The organism is Novosphingobium sp. (genome assembly GCF_030696665.1).
Classification (GTDB): domain Bacteria; phylum Pseudomonadota; class Alphaproteobacteria; order Sphingomonadales; family Sphingomonadaceae; genus Novosphingobium.
This window is the reverse complement of sequence record NZ_JAUYRV010000046.1, coordinates 503,463-519,258: the sequence shown is the minus strand read 5'-3', so window position 1 is coordinate 519,258 and position 15,796 is coordinate 503,463. Positions and strand designations below refer to the sequence as shown.

The following is a 15,796-nucleotide window of genomic DNA, read 5'->3' as shown; positions in this document are numbered from 1 at the left end:
GGTCGGGGGTGGGCGAGGGCAAGCACTGTGTATGAACAGGCCCACCCCAAACCCCTCCCGTTTACGGGAGGGGCCTCACGTAGCTTAAGCTTCTTCAGCCAGCTTCTTGGCCTTTTCGACTGCTTCGTCGATGCCGCCGACCATGTAGAACGCGGCTTCGGGAAGGTGGTCGTACTCGCCGTCAACCACAGCCTTGAACGAGCGCACGGTGTCTTCGACTTGCACGAACTTGCCGCTGATGCCGGTGAACACTTCGGCCACGTGGAAGGGCTGTGACAGGAAGCGCTGGATCTTGCGGGCGCGGGCGACGGTGAGCTTATCTTCTTCCGAAAGCTCGTCCATGCCCAGAATCGCGATGATGTCCTGCAGCGACTTGTACTTCTGCAGCGTTTCCTGAACGCGGCGGGCGGTGCGGTAGTGCTCTTCACCAACCACGGCGGGCGTCAGCACGCGCGAGGTCGAGTCGAGCGGGTCGACCGCCGGGTAGATGCCGAGTTCCGAAATCGCGCGGTTCAGCGTGGTCGTTGCGTCCAAGTGGGCGAACGAAGCGGCTGGCGCAGGGTCGGTAAGATCGTCGGCGGGAACGTAGATCGCCTGCACCGAGGTGATCGAACCCTTGGTGGTGGAGGTGATACGCTCCTGGAGCTGGCCCATGTCTGTCGCCAGCGTCGGCTGGTAGCCCACAGCCGAAGGAATACGGCCGAGCAGAGCCGACACTTCCGAACCCGCCTGGGTAAAGCGGAAAATGTTGTCCACGAAGAACAGCACGTCCTGGCCTTCTTCGTCGCGGAAGTATTCTGCCATCGTCAGACCCGACAGAGCAACGCGCGCGCGCGCACCCGGAGGCTCGTTCATCTGGCCGAACACGAGAGCAACCTTCGAACCATCGGGCGTCGGGTTGCCATCGGCGTCCTTGGCGATAACGCCAGCGTCGAGGAATTCGTGATAGAGGTCGTTACCTTCGCGGGTGCGTTCACCCACGCCTGCGAAAACCGACACGCCGCCGTGGCCCTTGGCGATGTTGTTGATCAGTTCCTGAATGAGAACCGTCTTGCCAACGCCTGCGCCGCCGAACAGGCCGATCTTGCCGCCGCGTGCATAAGGCGCGAGCAGGTCGATGACCTTGATGCCGGTCACAAGGATCGCGGCTTCGGTCGACTGGTCGATGAACTCAGGAGCCTTGGCATGGATCGGGGCGGTCTTGGCCGCGCCGACCGGGCCACGCTCGTCAATCGGCTCACCGATCACGTTCATGATGCGGCCCAGCGTCATCGGGCCAACCGGCACCGAGATCTGCGCACCGGTATCGCGCACCGGGTTGCCACGGGTCAGACCGTCGGTCGAATCCATCGCGATGGTGCGGACGGTGTTTTCACCAAGGTGCTGCGCAACCTCGAGAACAAGGCGGTTGCCGTTGTTGTCGGTTTCGAGCGCCGAGAGAATGGCGGGAAGTTCGCCGTCAAAGGTCACGTCGACGACGGCGCCGATGACCTGGCTGATCTTGCCGGTAGAGGTGAGCACGGTGGCCATGTTGTTTCCTTGCCTTCTAAGCCGTCGTCAGAGCGCTTCTGCGCCCAAGACATTTGTTGTTGCTACAGTGCCTCGGCACCAGCAATGATTTCGATGAGTTCGGTGGTGATCGCGGCCTGACGGCTGCGGTTGTACTGGATGGTGAGCTTGTTGATGAGATCGCCGGCGTTGCGCGTGGCGTTGTCCATTGCGGTCATCGAGGCGCCCTGTTCGGAAGCTTCGCGCTCCAGCAACGCACCGAAAACCTGCGTCGTGACATAGCGCGGCAGCAGTTCCTCGAGGATTTCCTCCTCGCTCGGCTCATATTCCACAACCGATCCGCCTTCGCTCTTCACAGCGGGGGCGGGCACGGGGATCAGCTGCGTTGTCACTGGCAGCTGCGTCAGCGCGTTCTTGAACACCGGGGCGATCAGATGCGCGACATCGAACTTGCCAGCCTCGAACATGGCGATCAGTTCGTGGGCAATCGCGCTGGCTTCATCGAAGCCGGGCGTGCGCACGGTGCTGGTGTCATATCCGGCAGCAATGCCGTTCGGATAGTCGCGCTTGATCGGCGCGCGGCCCTTCTTGCCTACGAGGTAGAAGGTCACGGTCTTGCCAGCGGCTTCAAGCGCGCGGGCCTGAATCTTGGCTTCCTTGACAAGATTCGAGTTCAGACCGCCGCACAGGCCCTTGTCGGTGTTGACCACGACGAGGAGGTGGCGCTTGTCTGACCCTGTACCGCGCATCAGCAGCGGGCCGTTGTCCTGACCTGCAACCTTGGTGGCAAGGCTGCCCATCACTTCGGCCAGTCGGCTGGCATAGGGACGCGCGGCTTCGGCAGCCGCCTGCGCCTTGCGCAGCTTTGCGGCTGCGACCATCTGCTTGGCCTTGGTGATCTTCTGGGTCGATTTGACCGAGTTGATCCGACCCTTGAGTTCCTTGAGTGAAGCCACTCTCGTTTCCTTCCTCTTTCGTCATTCCCGCGCAGGCGGGAATCCAGTCCGGGTTTGCGCTTTGTCGCTCTGGATCCCCGCCTTCGCGGGGATGACGAAGTGGATGTTGCCTAAGACTTTATGCGAACTGCTTGCCGAAAGCGGTGAGCGCGGCGACCAGCTTGCCCTTGGCTTCGTCGCCAAGATCCTTGGTGTCGCGGATCAGCGTCAGCAGATCGGCATGCTGCGTGCGCAGGAAGCTGAGCAGTTCGGCTTCGTATTCGGTCACGCGCGTCACTGGCACGGCATCGAGATAGCCCTGCGTACCAGCAAAGATCACGCAGGTCTGCTCTTCAAAGCCGAGCGGCGAGAACTGCGGCTGCTTGAGCAGCTCGGTCAGGCGCGCACCGCGATTCAGCAGCTTCTGCGTCGAGGCATCGAGGTCCGAACCGAACTGGGCAAAAGCCGCCATTTCGCGATACTGCGCCAGCTCCAGCTTGATCGAGCCGGCAACCTTCTTCATCGCCTTGGTCTGAGCAGCCGAACCCACGCGCGACACCGAGAGGCCGACGTTGATTGCCGGACGGATGCCCTGATAGAACAGGCCGGTTTCAAGGAAGATCTGGCCATCGGTGATCGAGATCACGTTGGTCGGAATGTAGGCCGAAACGTCACCCGCCTGGGTTTCGATGATCGGCAGCGCGGTCAGCGAACCGTTGCCGTTTTCGTCGTTCATCTTCGCAGCGCGCTCAAGCAGGCGGCTGTGGAGATAGAACACGTCACCGGGGTAAGCTTCGCGGCCCGGAGGACGACGCAGCAGCAGCGACATCTGGCGATAGGCCACGGCCTGCTTCGAAAGGTCGTCATACACGATCACAGCGTGCATGCCGTTGTCGCGGACGAATTCGCCCATCGTCGCGCCGGTGTAGGGTGCGAGGTACTGGAGCGGAGCCGGTTCCGAAGCGGTGGCGGCCACGACGATGGAGTATTCCATCGCGCCGTTTTCTTCGAGCTGGCGGACGATCTGCGCCACGGTCGAGCGCTTCTGGCCGACAGCAACATAGATGCAGTACAGCTTCTTGCCTTCATCGTCGCCCGCGTTCGGGCCCTTCTGGTTGATGAAGGTGTCGATGGCGACGGCGGTCTTGCCGGTCTGGCGGTCACCGATGATCAGTTCGCGCTGGCCACGGCCGACGGGCACGAGAGCGTCGATTGCCTTGAGGCCGGTCTGCACGGGTTCGTGCACCGACTTACGCGGGATGATGCCCGGAGCCTTGACTTCAACGCGCTGGCGGGTGGCGTCCACGATCGGGCCCTTGCCATCGATCGGGTTGCCCAGTGCATCGACCACGCGGCCCAGCAGACCCTTGCCGACGGGAACGTCCACGATGGTGCCGGTACGCTTGACGACATCGCCTTCCTTGATCTCGGCGTCCGAGCCGAAGATCACGACGCCGACGTTGTCGGCTTCGAGGTTCAGGGCCATGCCCTTAACGCCGTTCGAGAATTCGACCATTTCGCCGGCCTGAACGTTGTCCAGACCGTGGATGCGGGCGATACCGTCACCCACCGAGAGCACGGAACCAACTTCCGAGACCTGGGCTTCGGTGCCGAAGCTGGCGATCTGGTCCTTGATGACCTTCGAGATTTCAGCGGCGCGGATTTCCATTTTCAGCCTTTCACAGAGCCTTGAGGCTTCAAGCCTTCATCGCCGTAGCGAGGGAATTGAGACGGGTGCGGATCGAGCTGTCGATCATCTGGCTGCCGATTTTCACGACAAGGCCACCGAGAATATCGGGATCGACGTTGGTCTTGAGCTTGATCGACTTGCCGGTGCGGCCCTGCAGCTTTTCAGTGAGGGCGGCGATCTGGGCATCGTCGAGGGCGTGTGCGCTGGTCACTTCGGCCGTTGCCTCGCCCCGGCTGGCAGCAGCGATCTGTGCAAAGGCGCGGATCACATCGGGCAGGGCCGAGAGGCGGCGGTTGGCGGCGAGCACGCCGATGAACTTCTTTGTCAGCTCACCCAGACCGATCAATCCGCCGACCGCGTCCATCGCGCGGCCCGCGTCTTCGCGGCCCAGTTGCGGGTTGCCGATCAGATTCTTGAGGTCAGCCGATTCGCGCAGTGCAGCATCGAGCTTTTCGAGATCGCTCTCGACAGCCATGACATGGCCCTGTTCATTCGCCAGTTCGAACAACGCCGAAGCGTAACGCCCTGACAAGCTGGCCGTAATGCCGCCGGAAATCTCCACGCGTCGAGGTTCCTTCATCCAAGGATAAGCCGAAGCAGACCATTGCCCGGTGACGAACACCGAGTGGCCTGCAGACGGGGCGCGCCTAGCAACGTCACGCGGTTATGACAAGATGCGACTTGCCTTCTCGTGCATAGGTATGACCCTGTTTTTTGGTATGCGGGGCGTATTTATCCGGCAGGTTGGCAGTTATACCGCATGCGTTCGTTCGGTTCGGGCGGCAGCAGTGCCTTGATTGCCTGCTGACTCCGGCCAAATTGCAGTGCGGCATCCTCGCCCGCACCGCAGGCAGGCGCGTTGAGTTTTGCACGCTCTGCACGGGCCTTGGTCATGGTATCGAGGTCCACAAGGAAGCGCTCCACCGTGTACGTGCGTGTCTGTGGGTCATACGAATTTACAGAGACGGCCTCTTCCTGATTGGGCACGAGAATCCGGCTCCACCCATCCTGTGCCGTCCCATATTGCGTCTTGCCGTTCATGCAGCCGCTCTCGGTCCACTCGATGGGAACGTCTGTAATGTCGGACACGGTGACGCGGCTGCGCTGCGGATCGAGCACGCAAATCATTTTGCCGTTGCCCGATTTCGCCGTGGCGATGGCCGATGTGCTGGCGCTGGGGCTTGCTTCAGGCTGGCTCAACAGTTCCGTCGCACGGCTGTCTATCGAAGCGAGGGAGGGGCGCAGGAACCACACGGCAATCGCCGAAACCAGCAGCGCACCTGCACCAAACAGATGTTTGCGCTGAAACCGTCCGCGCCGCTTCGAAGCCTGCACCATGCCCCAGCCGCCCGCCGCCAGCGCCGCCACCAACAGCAACGCGGCCAGCGCAAGCCCGTTGTCGCGTTCCGAAATCACGGCGAGCTCCGCATCGCGCTGCGCCTTGGCCAGCGCGCGTTCGCGAGCGTCGGCCTTGGCCTCTTTCTCTGCCGCCAGCCGCGCGCCTTCGCCTACGGCACGCTCTGCTTCGGCGCGGTTCAGGTCTGCAATCGAGCGGCAGGGCAACCCGCTGCTGTGCACTTCCACATTGGCGCGGCGCAGGAACGTGGCCAGCTCGCGCATCGAGATCGCAAAATAGAACGCCGAATCGGTGCCATTGTCGCTGATCGTGCCGAATGAGTTCACGCCGATCACGCGCCCACACGAATCGAGCAGCGGCCCGCCCGAATTGCCAGAACCGAGCGGCGCGGTGTGCAGCAGCGTGTCGAACGAGCGCGACGAGCGCCCGCCAGACAAATATCCGCGCGTCTTCACAGCGGCCTGCGGCGTCACCAGATCGGCCATCGAAAGCCCCTGCGCCAGATCGACATTGCCCGGATAGCCGACGGCGTAAACTTCGCCACCATCACCTGGCACGCCCGGAAACAGCGTGATCGGCGTGATCGATCCACCGCCCTCGATGCGCAGCAGCGCAAGGTCGTTCCCCGGCGAATAGGCTACCAGCCGCGCCGGATAGCCATTGCGCCCCTCGGCCGGGACGACACCTGCGATCAGCGAATCGTCGCCGCGCAGTTCTTCGACCACGTGGGCGTTGGTGACGATCAGGTTGGGCGTGACGGCAAAGCCGGTGCCGTGGGTGATCAGCCGCGCCCGGTCGCCATCGCTTTCCACGATGACCACGCGCACGACAGACCGGCTGGCGGCGGAAATATCAGCCGGATCGGCCTGCACGGCAGAGCCTGCAAGCAAGGCAAACAGGGCAGTGAGCAATACGATTATGGGCTTGGCGACACGCATGCGCTGCTTCTTGCGCCCTTTCGCTTTGACCGCAAGGTGCGGGACGCGCGCGTCACCGGGATTTGGCAGGGTCTCTCCACAATCACGGAGTTGTCCTATGCCTGATCGACTGCACACTTGCCCTGCGCGCGGGGCCGACTATCCCTCGCACACGATGCAAACGCCGCTGATCCCCGATGATGAAGCATGGGCCGCCGTCATGGCGCGCGACCGAGCATTCGACGGGCGCTTCGTCACCGGCGTTCTCACCACAGGCATCTATTGCCGCCCTTCATGCTCCGCCCGCCATCCCCGGCGTGAGAATGTGCGCTTCTTTGCCGATGGTGCGGCGGCGCGGGCGGCGGGTCTCAGGCCCTGCCTGCGCTGTTCGCCCGACGACGTTTCGCGCGATGAGCGCGCTGTTCTGACCGCTATCGAGGCGATCAAGGCTGCCGGGCAAACTCTGGTGCTGGCCGACCTGGCGCAGCGCTGCGGTTATTCGCCCACACACTTCCAGCGCGTGTTCGCCCGCCACACCGGCCTGTCCCCCGCCGCCTATGCCCGCGCCTTGCAGAAGGAGCGCATGGCGCAGGCCCTGACATCAGCAGAAAGTGTAACCGATGCCATCTATGACGCAGGCTTTTCCGGCCCTTCGCGCTTTTACTCGGCAGCAGAGGACCGGCTGGGCATGACGCCTTCAGCTTGGACCAACGGCGGGCGAGGGGTGACCATCCGCTGGGCCGTGGTGCCGACCTCACTCGGCGCGATGCTCGTTGCCGCCACCCAAAAAGGCGTGTGCCGCCTGTCTTTCAACGAGAATGAAAGCGCACTGCGCACCCGCTTCCCCAATGCCGTGCTGGAGCAGGGCGGCGAAGCTTTCGGCGCGCTGCTTGCCGATGTGGTCGCTGCGGTGGAGGCACCGGGCGATTTTGCGCACATTCCACTCGATGTGAAAGGCACCGCCTTTCAGGAAGCCGTGTGGCAGGCGCTGCGGCAAATCCCGCTGGGTGAGACGCGCTCCTACGCGCAGATCGCTGCCGAAGTGGGCAAACCCGGCGCGGTGCGGGCAGCAGGTTCGGCCAACGGTGCGAACAACGTGGCGGTGCTGATCCCGTGCCACCGCGTGATCCGCTCGGACGGCTCGCTGGGCGGCTATGCCTATGGGCTTGAGATCAAGCAGCAATTGCTGAACAAGGAACGCGAAGGCAGTGGGGAGTGATTGTGGACGTTGTGCAGCAGCCAAAGCCCGGTCTCTTGCGGAGGATCATTGCCTTTCCGCTGACGCTGCTCATCGTTGAATTTCTCACCGTGGGCTTCGTCGCCTCGCTGGCGTCGGCGCTGCTGATTCCGTTTGTTGATGTCGATGGCGTTACCGGCCTGCTCGGTGCGCTCGCGGTGGCTGGCCTCGCAATCGCAATCTACCTTGCCTGTCGCCGCTGGATCGAATGGCGCGCGAACGATGAACTGCCCGCCGCTGCCTTTATGCGCGATGTGCCGCTGGGCCTGCTGATCGGCGCAGGCCTGTTCACGCTGATGACGGGCATCGTTGCGGTGATGGGAGGCTTCCGCGTCGAAGGCGTAAACGGCCTTGGCGCATTGTGGGGCATGCTGGCGATGGCGGTCACATCTGGCACCATCGAGGAAATCCTGTTTCGCGGCATCCTGCTGCGCCACATCGAAACGATGCTGGGCACGTGGGCAGCGCTGCTGATAACCTCGGCGCTGTTCGGTGCGGCCCACCTTGCCAACGACGGTGCCAGCCTGTTCGCCGCCTTTGCCATCGCGATGGAAGCGGGCATCCTGCTTGGCGCGGCCTATCTGTGGACGCGCCGCCTGTGGGTGCCCATCGGCATCCACGCCGCGTGGAATTTCACGCAAGGCTGGGTGTTCAGCGTCCCGGTTTCGGGCGGAAAAGCCCCCGAAGGCCTGCTTTCCACCGTGCGCGAAGGGCCGGACTGGCTGACGGGTGGTGTGTTCGGACTGGAGGCCAGCGTGATCGCAATGGCCGTGGCGACGGGTGCGGGGCTGCTGCTGTTGGTGCGCGTGGTGCGGCAGGGCGGAATCAGGCCGCCGATGTGGGTGAAGCGCTGAGACTTCAGGCTGGTCAGAATTCCCACCCCCAACCCCTCCCGCCTGCGGGAGGGGAGTGCAGGCGCTGTTCTTTGCCCTCCGGCAGGCGGGAGGGCCGCGAGACTTAGTGAGCCAAAGGCGAAATTAGTCGCAGCGGGGTGGGCACAAGCGCTGTGCCGTCAATTCCGCGCCCAACCCACCTCAGCAGGCTCCAACGTCGCCAAAAACGCCTCCGCGCTCTCCAGGTATTCCGCCTGCTTGTCCTCGCTCATCCGCCGCCATGTTGCATAGGGCTGCGCCAGCCGGTGATACCCGGCCAGCTTCGCCTCGTTGCGCGCCAGAAAGTGCCAGTACAGCGCGTTGAACGGGCAAGCCCCATCGCCGGTCTTCTTCTTCACGTTGAACGCACATTTCCCGCAATAGTCGCTCATGCGGTCGATATAGGCCCCGCTGGCGGCATAGGGCTTCGACGCCAGCCGGCCCTTGTCGGCGTGCAGCACCATCCCCGCCACGTTGGGAAGTTCCACCCACTCGAACGCATCGGCGTAAACCACCAGATACCAGTCGGCGACATCCTGCGGTTTCAACCCCGCCAGCAACGCAAAGTTGCCGAGCACCATCAGCCGTTGGATGTGGTGGGCATAGGCGTTTTCCTGCGTCGTCCGCACGCAATCAGAAAGGCAGCGCATCGGCGTTTCGCCGGTCCAGTAAAAGTCTGGCAGCGGGCGGTTTGCTTCGAGGCCGTTGGCGTCGGCCAGCCCCGGCATTTCCAGCCAATACATGCCGCGAATATACTCCCGCCATCCGATGATCTGGCGGATGAAGCCCTCCACCGCTTCCAAAGGCGCACGGCCTTCACGCCATTCGGTTTCGGCGCGGCGGCATAGGTCCAGCGGATCGAGCAGGCCGATGTTTATGGCGGGCGAAAGCGCCGCGTGGAACAGGAAATCCTCGCCCGCCACCATCGCATCCTGATACTTGCCGAACAGCGGAAGGCGGTACTTCAGGAAATCGTCGCGCGCAGCTTCGGCCTCTGCGCGGGTGACAGGCCAGCCGAATTTGTCCAACGATCCGAAATGCTTGGCAAAGCGCGCTGAGACGAGATCGAGTACCTCGCGCGTCAACGCATCATGTTCGAACACGGGCAGGGCAGGCGGCTGCAACCCCGCTTCCGGCCCGCCCCGGTTCTCCGCATCGAAGTTCCAGCGCCCGCCAACCGGCTTGTCGCCCTCCATCAACAGACCTGTCTTGCGACGCATCTCGCGGTAGAACCACTCCATGCGCAATTCCTTGCGCCCCGCCGCCCACTCATAAAAATCGGGCAAGGGGCATACGAAGCGGGTGTCCGGCAGGATGCGCACCCGCAACGGCAGGTCGGTGCGCCACTGGTCCATCGCGTTTCGCACCCGCCATTCGCCGGGTTCGGTCACCTGCACGCCGCGAGGCCGGTGCCGCTCCACAGCGCGGGCCACTTCGCCTGAGAAGCTGCCGCTGTTCTCGGGATCGTCAAGCTTGATGTAATCCACGGTCCAGCCCGCCGCGCGCAATTCCTCGGCAAAGTGGCGCATGGCTGAAAGGATCAGCGCGATCTTGGCCTTATGGTGGCGGACGTAAGTCGTCTCCTCGGCCACCTCCATCATCAGCACCACCGTGTCCTCCGGCGTGCGGTCGGCAAGGCTGGAGATATCGGGCGAAAGCTGATCGCCAAGGATGGGGACGAGAACGGGGCCAGTCATTGGGGGTGAATGGCCGACCGCGCGATTGGTTCAACCTGCCCGTTCGGGTCAGACGAAGCTGTAGGGGTCAATATCCACGGCCACGCGCACACCCGGCGGAAAGCGCAAAGGATCAAGCCATTCGCGGATCACACGCTGGATTTCGCTGGATCGGCGGGCATTGATCAGCAGACGATAACGATAGCGCCCGCGCAGCAAAGACAGCGGGGCAGGCGCAGGGCCGAGTATCAAGACGTCCTCCAGCCGGGGCGCGGTGCCGCCGATGCCGCGCGCCGCATCGCGGGCTTCGGCTTCGTCCTCGCTCGATACGATGATTGCCGCCCAGCGCCCGAACGGCGGCGCTCCGGCATCGCGGCGGGCTTCGGCCTCGGCGGCGTAGAAGGCATCGCGGTCGCCGCTGGCCAGTGCTTCGATCACGGCGGCTTCGGGGTGGCGCGTCTGGATCATCACGACGCCCGGCTTCGCTCCGCGTCCCGCGCGTCCGGCAACTTGCGCGACTTGCTGGTAGGTCCGCTCCGCCGCGCGCAAATCACCGCCTTCCAGCCCCATGTCGGCATCGATCACGCCGACGAGAGTGAGTTCGGGAAAGTGGTAGCCCTTCGTAACCAATTGCGTGCCTACGATCACGTCAATCGCACCGGCGCTGGCCTGTTCGACAAACTCTGCCGCCTTGGCCGGGCTTGTCAGCGTGTCTGAAGTGACGAGCATAACCCGCGCATTCGGCAGGATTTCTGCCACTTCATCGGCAATGCGCTCCACGCCGGGGCCGCAGGCGACAAGGCAGTCCGGTTCATGGCATTCGGGGCAGGCATCGGGCGTCGGCACTTCATGTCCGCAGTGGTGGCAGGCGAGGCGTTTCGACAGGCGATGTTCGACCAGCCAGGCCGAGCAATTGGGGCACTGGAAGCGGTATCCGCAGGCCCGGCACAGCGTCAGCGGGGCAAATCCCCGGCGGTTGAGGAAAAGCAGCGATTGCTCGCCCTTTTCCAGCCGGTCCTTCAGCGCTTCGACCAGCGGCGGGGCGATCCAGTGGTTGCGTTCAGGCTGCTCGACCCGCAAATCCAACACCTTGATTTCGGGCATCGTTGCGCCGCCGAAACGGGCGGGGAGGATGACCCGTTCATAGCGTCCCGCCTCTGCCATCTGCAGGCTTTCGAGCGCGGGTGTGGCGCTGGCGAGAATGACAGGTGTGGACTCGAAGCGGGCGCGCATCACGGCCACATCGCGGGCGTTGTAGCGCACGCCATCATCTTGTTTAAACGAAATTTCGTGGGCCTCATCGACGACGATCAGGCCAAGATTTGCAAACGGCAGGAACAGGGCGCTACGTGCACCTACAAGCACCTGAGCGACACCTAGCGACACCGAACGCCACGCGCGCCGCCGTTCTGACGCCTTCAACGAGCTGTGCCATGTCACCGGCTGAACGCCGAACCGTTCCTCAAACCGCTTGAGGAAAGTTTCCGTCAAGGCGATCTCGGGAAGCAGCACGAGAACCTGCCGACCCGCTTCGATTGCGGTGGCGATGGCTTCGAAATAGGTCTCCGTCTTGCCCGATCCGGTCACGCCATCGAGCAGGAAGGGGCGGAATTCCCGTGCCTTCACGGCATCCACAAATTTCGCTGCAACTTCAGCCTGTTGGTCCGAAAGATCTGGCACGGCGTGGTGCGGATCAGCGCGGGGATAGGGGCGGTCTGAATCGACCACCACCGCCTCAAGCAGTCCGGCATTGACCATCCCGCGCAAAACGCCGTCGGAAACGCCTGCAATTTCAGACAGTTCGCGGATCGTGGCTTGCTGATCGTGCAGCAGGTCGAGCGCGATCAGCCGTTGCGGGGTCATCCGGCCCGGCTCGCGCCCGGTCAGGCGGTATTCCGTGATCGTCCCGCCACCCTGCAACGCCGCGTTGCTCGACAGCGCCATCCGCGCGACCGAGGCCAGCGGGGCCAGGTAGTAGTCCGCCGTCCATTCGATCAGCCGGCGCAAGGGGGCAGGCAGCGGGGGGACGGGGAGCACCTGCAGGATCGGACGCAGTTTGTTTTCAGGCACTTCCGTGGCGGGCAGGCGTTCCGCCTCCCAGACCACGCCGATGATCTGACGCGGGCCGAGCGGGGCGAGGACGACGCTGCCCGGTTCCACGTCCATCCCGGCGGGCACCCGGTAATCGAGCGGGCCGAGTGCGGCATTGAAGACAAGGCATCGGACGCGGTTCATGTTAGCCCGTCTATATGGGGCGCAAGAGCCGGGGGCAAAGCCCGGGCATCAAGGAACTGAGGAGAAAAGATATGGCGCTGATTTCCAACGTGCTGGGGCGGCGGGCCTTACTGGGCGGAATGACGTCAATCGGCGTGCTCGCAGTCGCCGGATGTTCAACTTTTCCTTCCTTTTCGCTGGAGGAAGCGGTGCGGCGGTTGCTGTTCCTCTCCAGCGACCGTGCCTTTGCGCGCCTTCTGGCTCCGGGCGGCTTCTGGGATGATTCTGTGACGCGGCTGGCCCTGCCGGAATCCATCGGCAATCGCGGTGGCGTGCTGGCGCGCATTCTGACCGGGCCGCTGATGAAGGACCGTTTGAGCCGCGCTTTCAACGACATGGCTTATGATGCGGCGGAACGTGCCGCACCCGCCGTGGCCGATGCCGTGCGCACCATCGGCGTGCGCGATGCGCTGGCATTGATCCGCAGCAGCGATCCGATGGCGGCAAGCTCCTATCTTCATCAGGAAATGGGCACGAGCCTTGTCGAGATCATGGTGCCGGAATTCGGCGATGCGATTCGCGTCAGCCGCGAGCCGCTTCTGGCCGAGGTGTTGGGGGCACTCACCGGCGTGGACGTAGGCGGAATTGCCAATTCGTTGGCCATGCAGGCCGACAACGCCATCTTCCGCGCGATTGGGCGCGAGGAAGCGGCGATCCGCGCCGACCCGCGTTCAACCAACGATCCGGTGCTGATGGCGGCGTTCGGCATAAAGTGACGGACTGACAACGCGGACCAGCTTCCCTATAGGCGGGGGGAATCATTCCTCCCCATCTGGAAGGCCAGCCCCATGAAGTTCTTCGTCGACACCGCCGATACTGCAGAAATCGCGGACCTTGCCGCCACCGGCCTGCTCGATGGCGTGACCACCAACCCCACGCTGATCGCCAGGGCGGGCAAGGACTTCATCGAAGTGACCCGCGAAATCTGCGGTCTGGTCGATGGTCCGGTTTCGGCAGAAGTCGTGGCGCTCGACCATGCCGGAATGATGCGCGAGGCCGAAATTCTGCGCAAGATTGCCGACAACGTGTGCATCAAGGTGCCGCTGACGATTGACGGTCTGAAGACCTGCAAGGCGCTGACCAGCGAAGGCACCAAGGTCAACGTCACGCTGTGCTTCTCGGCCAATCAGGCGCTGCTGGCGGCCAAGGCGGGCGCGACGTTCATCTCGCCTTTCGTGGGCCGTCATGATGACAATGGCTTCGATGGCATGGAACTGATCAGCGACATCCGTCTGATCTATGACAACTATGCGTTTGAAACGCAGATCCTTGTCGCCTCGATCCGCCACGGCGTTCACGTGCTGGACAGCGCAAAGATTGGCGCGGACGTCATCACCGCACCGCCCGCCGTGATCAAGGGCCTTTTCAAACATGTCCTTACGGACAAGGGTATCGAAGGCTTCCTTGCGGACTGGGCGAAGAGCGGCCAGAAGATCGGTTGAACTTGAGTTGGCCTGCCTGAGGCCCCCGCCTCCGCGGGGGCGCAATGGTGTGGCTCGAATTTTGAAGGCAGGCATTGGCTGACGAATCCCCCCTCGACCGTTTCCGTGCGGTGCTGACAGGCACCGCACGCGCCATTTCGCTCGATCCCGAGGTGGAAGTGGCGTGGACGGCGGATGCGCCGGTGCAGTCTGGCCAATCGATGCGTGTGCCGATGCCGGGACGCGCGCTGCCTGCCGATCAGGTGGCCGAGGCGCGCGGCCATGCGGATTCGATGGCGCTGCGCTTGCGCCACCACAACGCCGCGATTCACGGCCGCCATGCGCCGGGCGAGGCGCTGGCGCGCGCGTGTTATGATGCGGTTGAGCAGGTGCGCTATGAAGCGCTGGGTGCCAATGCCTATGCGGGCATGCGCGGCAACCTGAACGCGGCAGTTGCGGTGCGCACGGCGTCTGATCCGATTGCCCGCGCGGCCAAGCCTGAAGAAGTGCCGCTGCCAACGGCGCTTGCGCTTTTGCTGCGCGAAAAGCTGACCGGGCAAGAAGCGCCCGCCTCGGCGCAAACCGGCATGGCGATGGTGCGCAGCTGGATCGAAAGCAAGGTTGGCAACGACATGGAAGCGCTGGCGCTTTCGCTGGATGACCAGCGCGCGTTCCAGCAACTTGCGCTCGACATGTTGCAGCATCTCGACCTGACCCAATCCGCCAGCGAGCAGGACGAGGAGTCTCAGGAAGACGAGGGCGAGGATCAGGAGGACGAGGGCGAGGAAGAGCCGAGCAGCTCTGACGATCAGGAGCAGCAGCCGTCTGAAATGGCGGGCGATACCAGCGAGGGCGACGAGGATTCGGAGTCCGAGCAGGAGATTGAGGACGACGATTCCGCTGATTCCGACATGGCGGATGAGGGTGAGGAGGGCATGCTGCCCACGCGCCCGAACCGCCCGTGGACCGATCTGCCCGAAAACTTTGATTACAAAGCCTATACCAGCCAGTTCGACGAAATCATCGCGGCGACCGACCTGTGCGACGAGGAAGAGCTGACGCGGCTGCGCGCCTATCTCGATACGCAGTTGAAGGGCCTGCAAGGCGTGGTCACGCGGCTTGCCAACCGGTTGCAGCGCCGGTTGATGGCGCAACAGAACCGGTCTTGGGACTTTGATCAGGAAGAAGGCCTGATCGATGCTGCAAGGCTGGCGCGCGTGGTGATTTCGCCCGGCCATGCGCTGTCCTACAAGATTGAGCGTGATGTGGAATTCAAGGACACCATCGTCACGCTGCTGATCGACAATTCGGGATCGATGCGCGGACGGCCGATCTCGATTGCGGCGATCAGCGCCGACATCCTTGCGCGCACGCTCGAACGCTGCGGCGTGAAGACTGAAATTCTCGGCTTCACCACGCGCGCATGGAAGGGCGGGCAAAGCCGCGAAGCATGGCTGGCAGGCGGAAAACCCGCACAGCCGGGCCGTCTGAATGACCTTCGCCATATCGTCTACAAGAAGGCGGACGAGCCGTGGCGGCGCGCGCGCAAGAACCTTGGCCTGATGATGCGCGAAGGCCTGCTGAAGGAAAATATCGACGGCGAGGCGCTGCTGTGGGCGCACAGCCGCCTGCTGGCTCGGCCCGAAGACCGCCGCATCCTGATGGTCATTTCCGATGGCGCGCCGGTGGACGATTCGACGCTATCAGTGAACAATGCAGGCTATCTTGAACAGCATTTGCGCAAGGTAATTGACTGGATTGAAAAGCAATCGCCGGTCCAGCTTGTCGCCATCGGCATTGGCCACGACGTGACGCGCTACTACCGCCGCGCGGTGACGATCATGGATGCCGAACAGCTTGGCGGCACGATCATCGAGCAGTTGGCGGACTTGTTCGAGGACGAGTAGG

At 63.4% G+C, this 15,796-nt stretch carries 12 protein-coding genes; 5 read left to right on the top strand and 7 right to left on the bottom strand.

The genetic code is table 11. The features are described 5' to 3' along the window. Window positions 1-84: 84 nt before the first annotated feature. The 5 genes from atpD to Q8R81_RS15255 all read right to left on the bottom strand — a co-directional run bounded on the left by atpD (window position 85) and on the right by Q8R81_RS15255 (window position 6,429). Window positions 85-1,530: a F0F1 ATP synthase subunit beta gene (gene atpD / locus Q8R81_RS15275; RefSeq protein WP_305619296.1), complete on the bottom strand. Its 1,446-nt coding sequence runs from the start codon at window positions 1,528-1,530 to the stop codon at window positions 85-87. Between the two features lie 62 nt (window positions 1,531-1,592). Next, entirely contained in the window at window positions 1,593-2,465 is an 873-nt protein-coding gene (locus Q8R81_RS15270) for a F0F1 ATP synthase subunit gamma (RefSeq protein ID WP_305619295.1), read from the bottom strand. Between the two features lie 118 nt (window positions 2,466-2,583). Beyond that, window positions 2,584-4,113, bottom strand: coding sequence for a F0F1 ATP synthase subunit alpha (gene atpA / locus Q8R81_RS15265; RefSeq protein ID WP_305619293.1), 1,530 nt, complete (start codon window positions 4,111-4,113; stop codon window positions 2,584-2,586). 28 nt (window positions 4,114-4,141) lie between these two features. Beyond that, window positions 4,142-4,696 carry a F0F1 ATP synthase subunit delta gene (locus tag Q8R81_RS15260; protein WP_305619291.1) on the bottom strand — a complete coding sequence of 185 codons (555 nt, stop codon included), beginning with the start codon at window positions 4,694-4,696 and terminating at the stop codon, window positions 4,142-4,144. A gap of 170 nt (window positions 4,697-4,866) precedes the next feature. Next, window positions 4,867-6,429, bottom strand: coding sequence for a serine protease (locus tag Q8R81_RS15255; RefSeq protein WP_305619290.1), 1,563 nt, complete (start codon window positions 6,427-6,429; stop codon window positions 4,867-4,869). Window positions 6,430-6,583: 154 nt separating this feature from the next. Between Q8R81_RS15255 and ada the strand changes: the two genes are divergently transcribed. Then, window positions 6,584-7,627 (top strand): bifunctional DNA-binding transcriptional regulator/O6-methylguanine-DNA methyltransferase Ada, encoded by a 1,044-nt coding sequence (gene ada / locus Q8R81_RS15250; protein ID WP_305619426.1) that lies wholly within the window; start codon window positions 6,584-6,586, stop codon window positions 7,625-7,627. Further along, entirely contained in the window at window positions 7,624-8,499 is an 876-nt protein-coding gene (locus Q8R81_RS15245; RefSeq protein ID WP_305619289.1) for a CPBP family intramembrane glutamic endopeptidase, read from the top strand. The genes ada and Q8R81_RS15245 overlap by 4 nt, the downstream gene beginning before the upstream one ends. Before the next feature lie 158 nt (window positions 8,500-8,657). Here Q8R81_RS15245 and Q8R81_RS15240 read toward each other — a convergent pair whose 3' ends face one another. Both Q8R81_RS15240 and Q8R81_RS15235 read right to left on the bottom strand, forming a co-directional pair. Beyond that, on the bottom strand, window positions 8,658-10,214 hold the full coding sequence (locus Q8R81_RS15240; RefSeq protein WP_305619287.1) for a cryptochrome/photolyase family protein: 1,557 nt from the start codon (window positions 10,212-10,214) through the stop codon (window positions 8,658-8,660). Between the two features lie 48 nt (window positions 10,215-10,262). Continuing rightward, window positions 10,263-12,428, bottom strand: a complete 2,166-nt coding sequence (locus tag Q8R81_RS15235) for a primosomal protein N' (RefSeq protein WP_305619285.1) — start codon at window positions 12,426-12,428, stop codon at window positions 10,263-10,265. 71 nt (window positions 12,429-12,499) lie between these two features. Here Q8R81_RS15235 and Q8R81_RS15230 point away from each other — a divergent pair, with 71 nt between their 5' ends. From Q8R81_RS15230 to cobT, 3 genes are all read left to right on the top strand, one after another. After that, window positions 12,500-13,183, top strand: coding sequence for a DUF4197 domain-containing protein (locus tag Q8R81_RS15230; RefSeq protein WP_305619283.1), 684 nt, complete (start codon window positions 12,500-12,502; stop codon window positions 13,181-13,183). 72 nt (window positions 13,184-13,255) lie between these two features. Then, window positions 13,256-13,909 carry a fructose-6-phosphate aldolase gene (fsa, locus tag Q8R81_RS15225; RefSeq protein ID WP_305619281.1) on the top strand — a complete coding sequence of 218 codons (654 nt, stop codon included), beginning with the start codon at window positions 13,256-13,258 and terminating at the stop codon, window positions 13,907-13,909. A 74-nt stretch (window positions 13,910-13,983) separates the two neighbouring features. After that, a complete protein-coding gene (gene cobT, locus Q8R81_RS15220; protein WP_305619279.1) occupies window positions 13,984-15,795 on the top strand; it encodes a cobaltochelatase subunit CobT in 1,812 nt (603 codons plus the stop codon). The last annotated feature ends 1 nt before the right edge of the window (window position 15,796 follow it).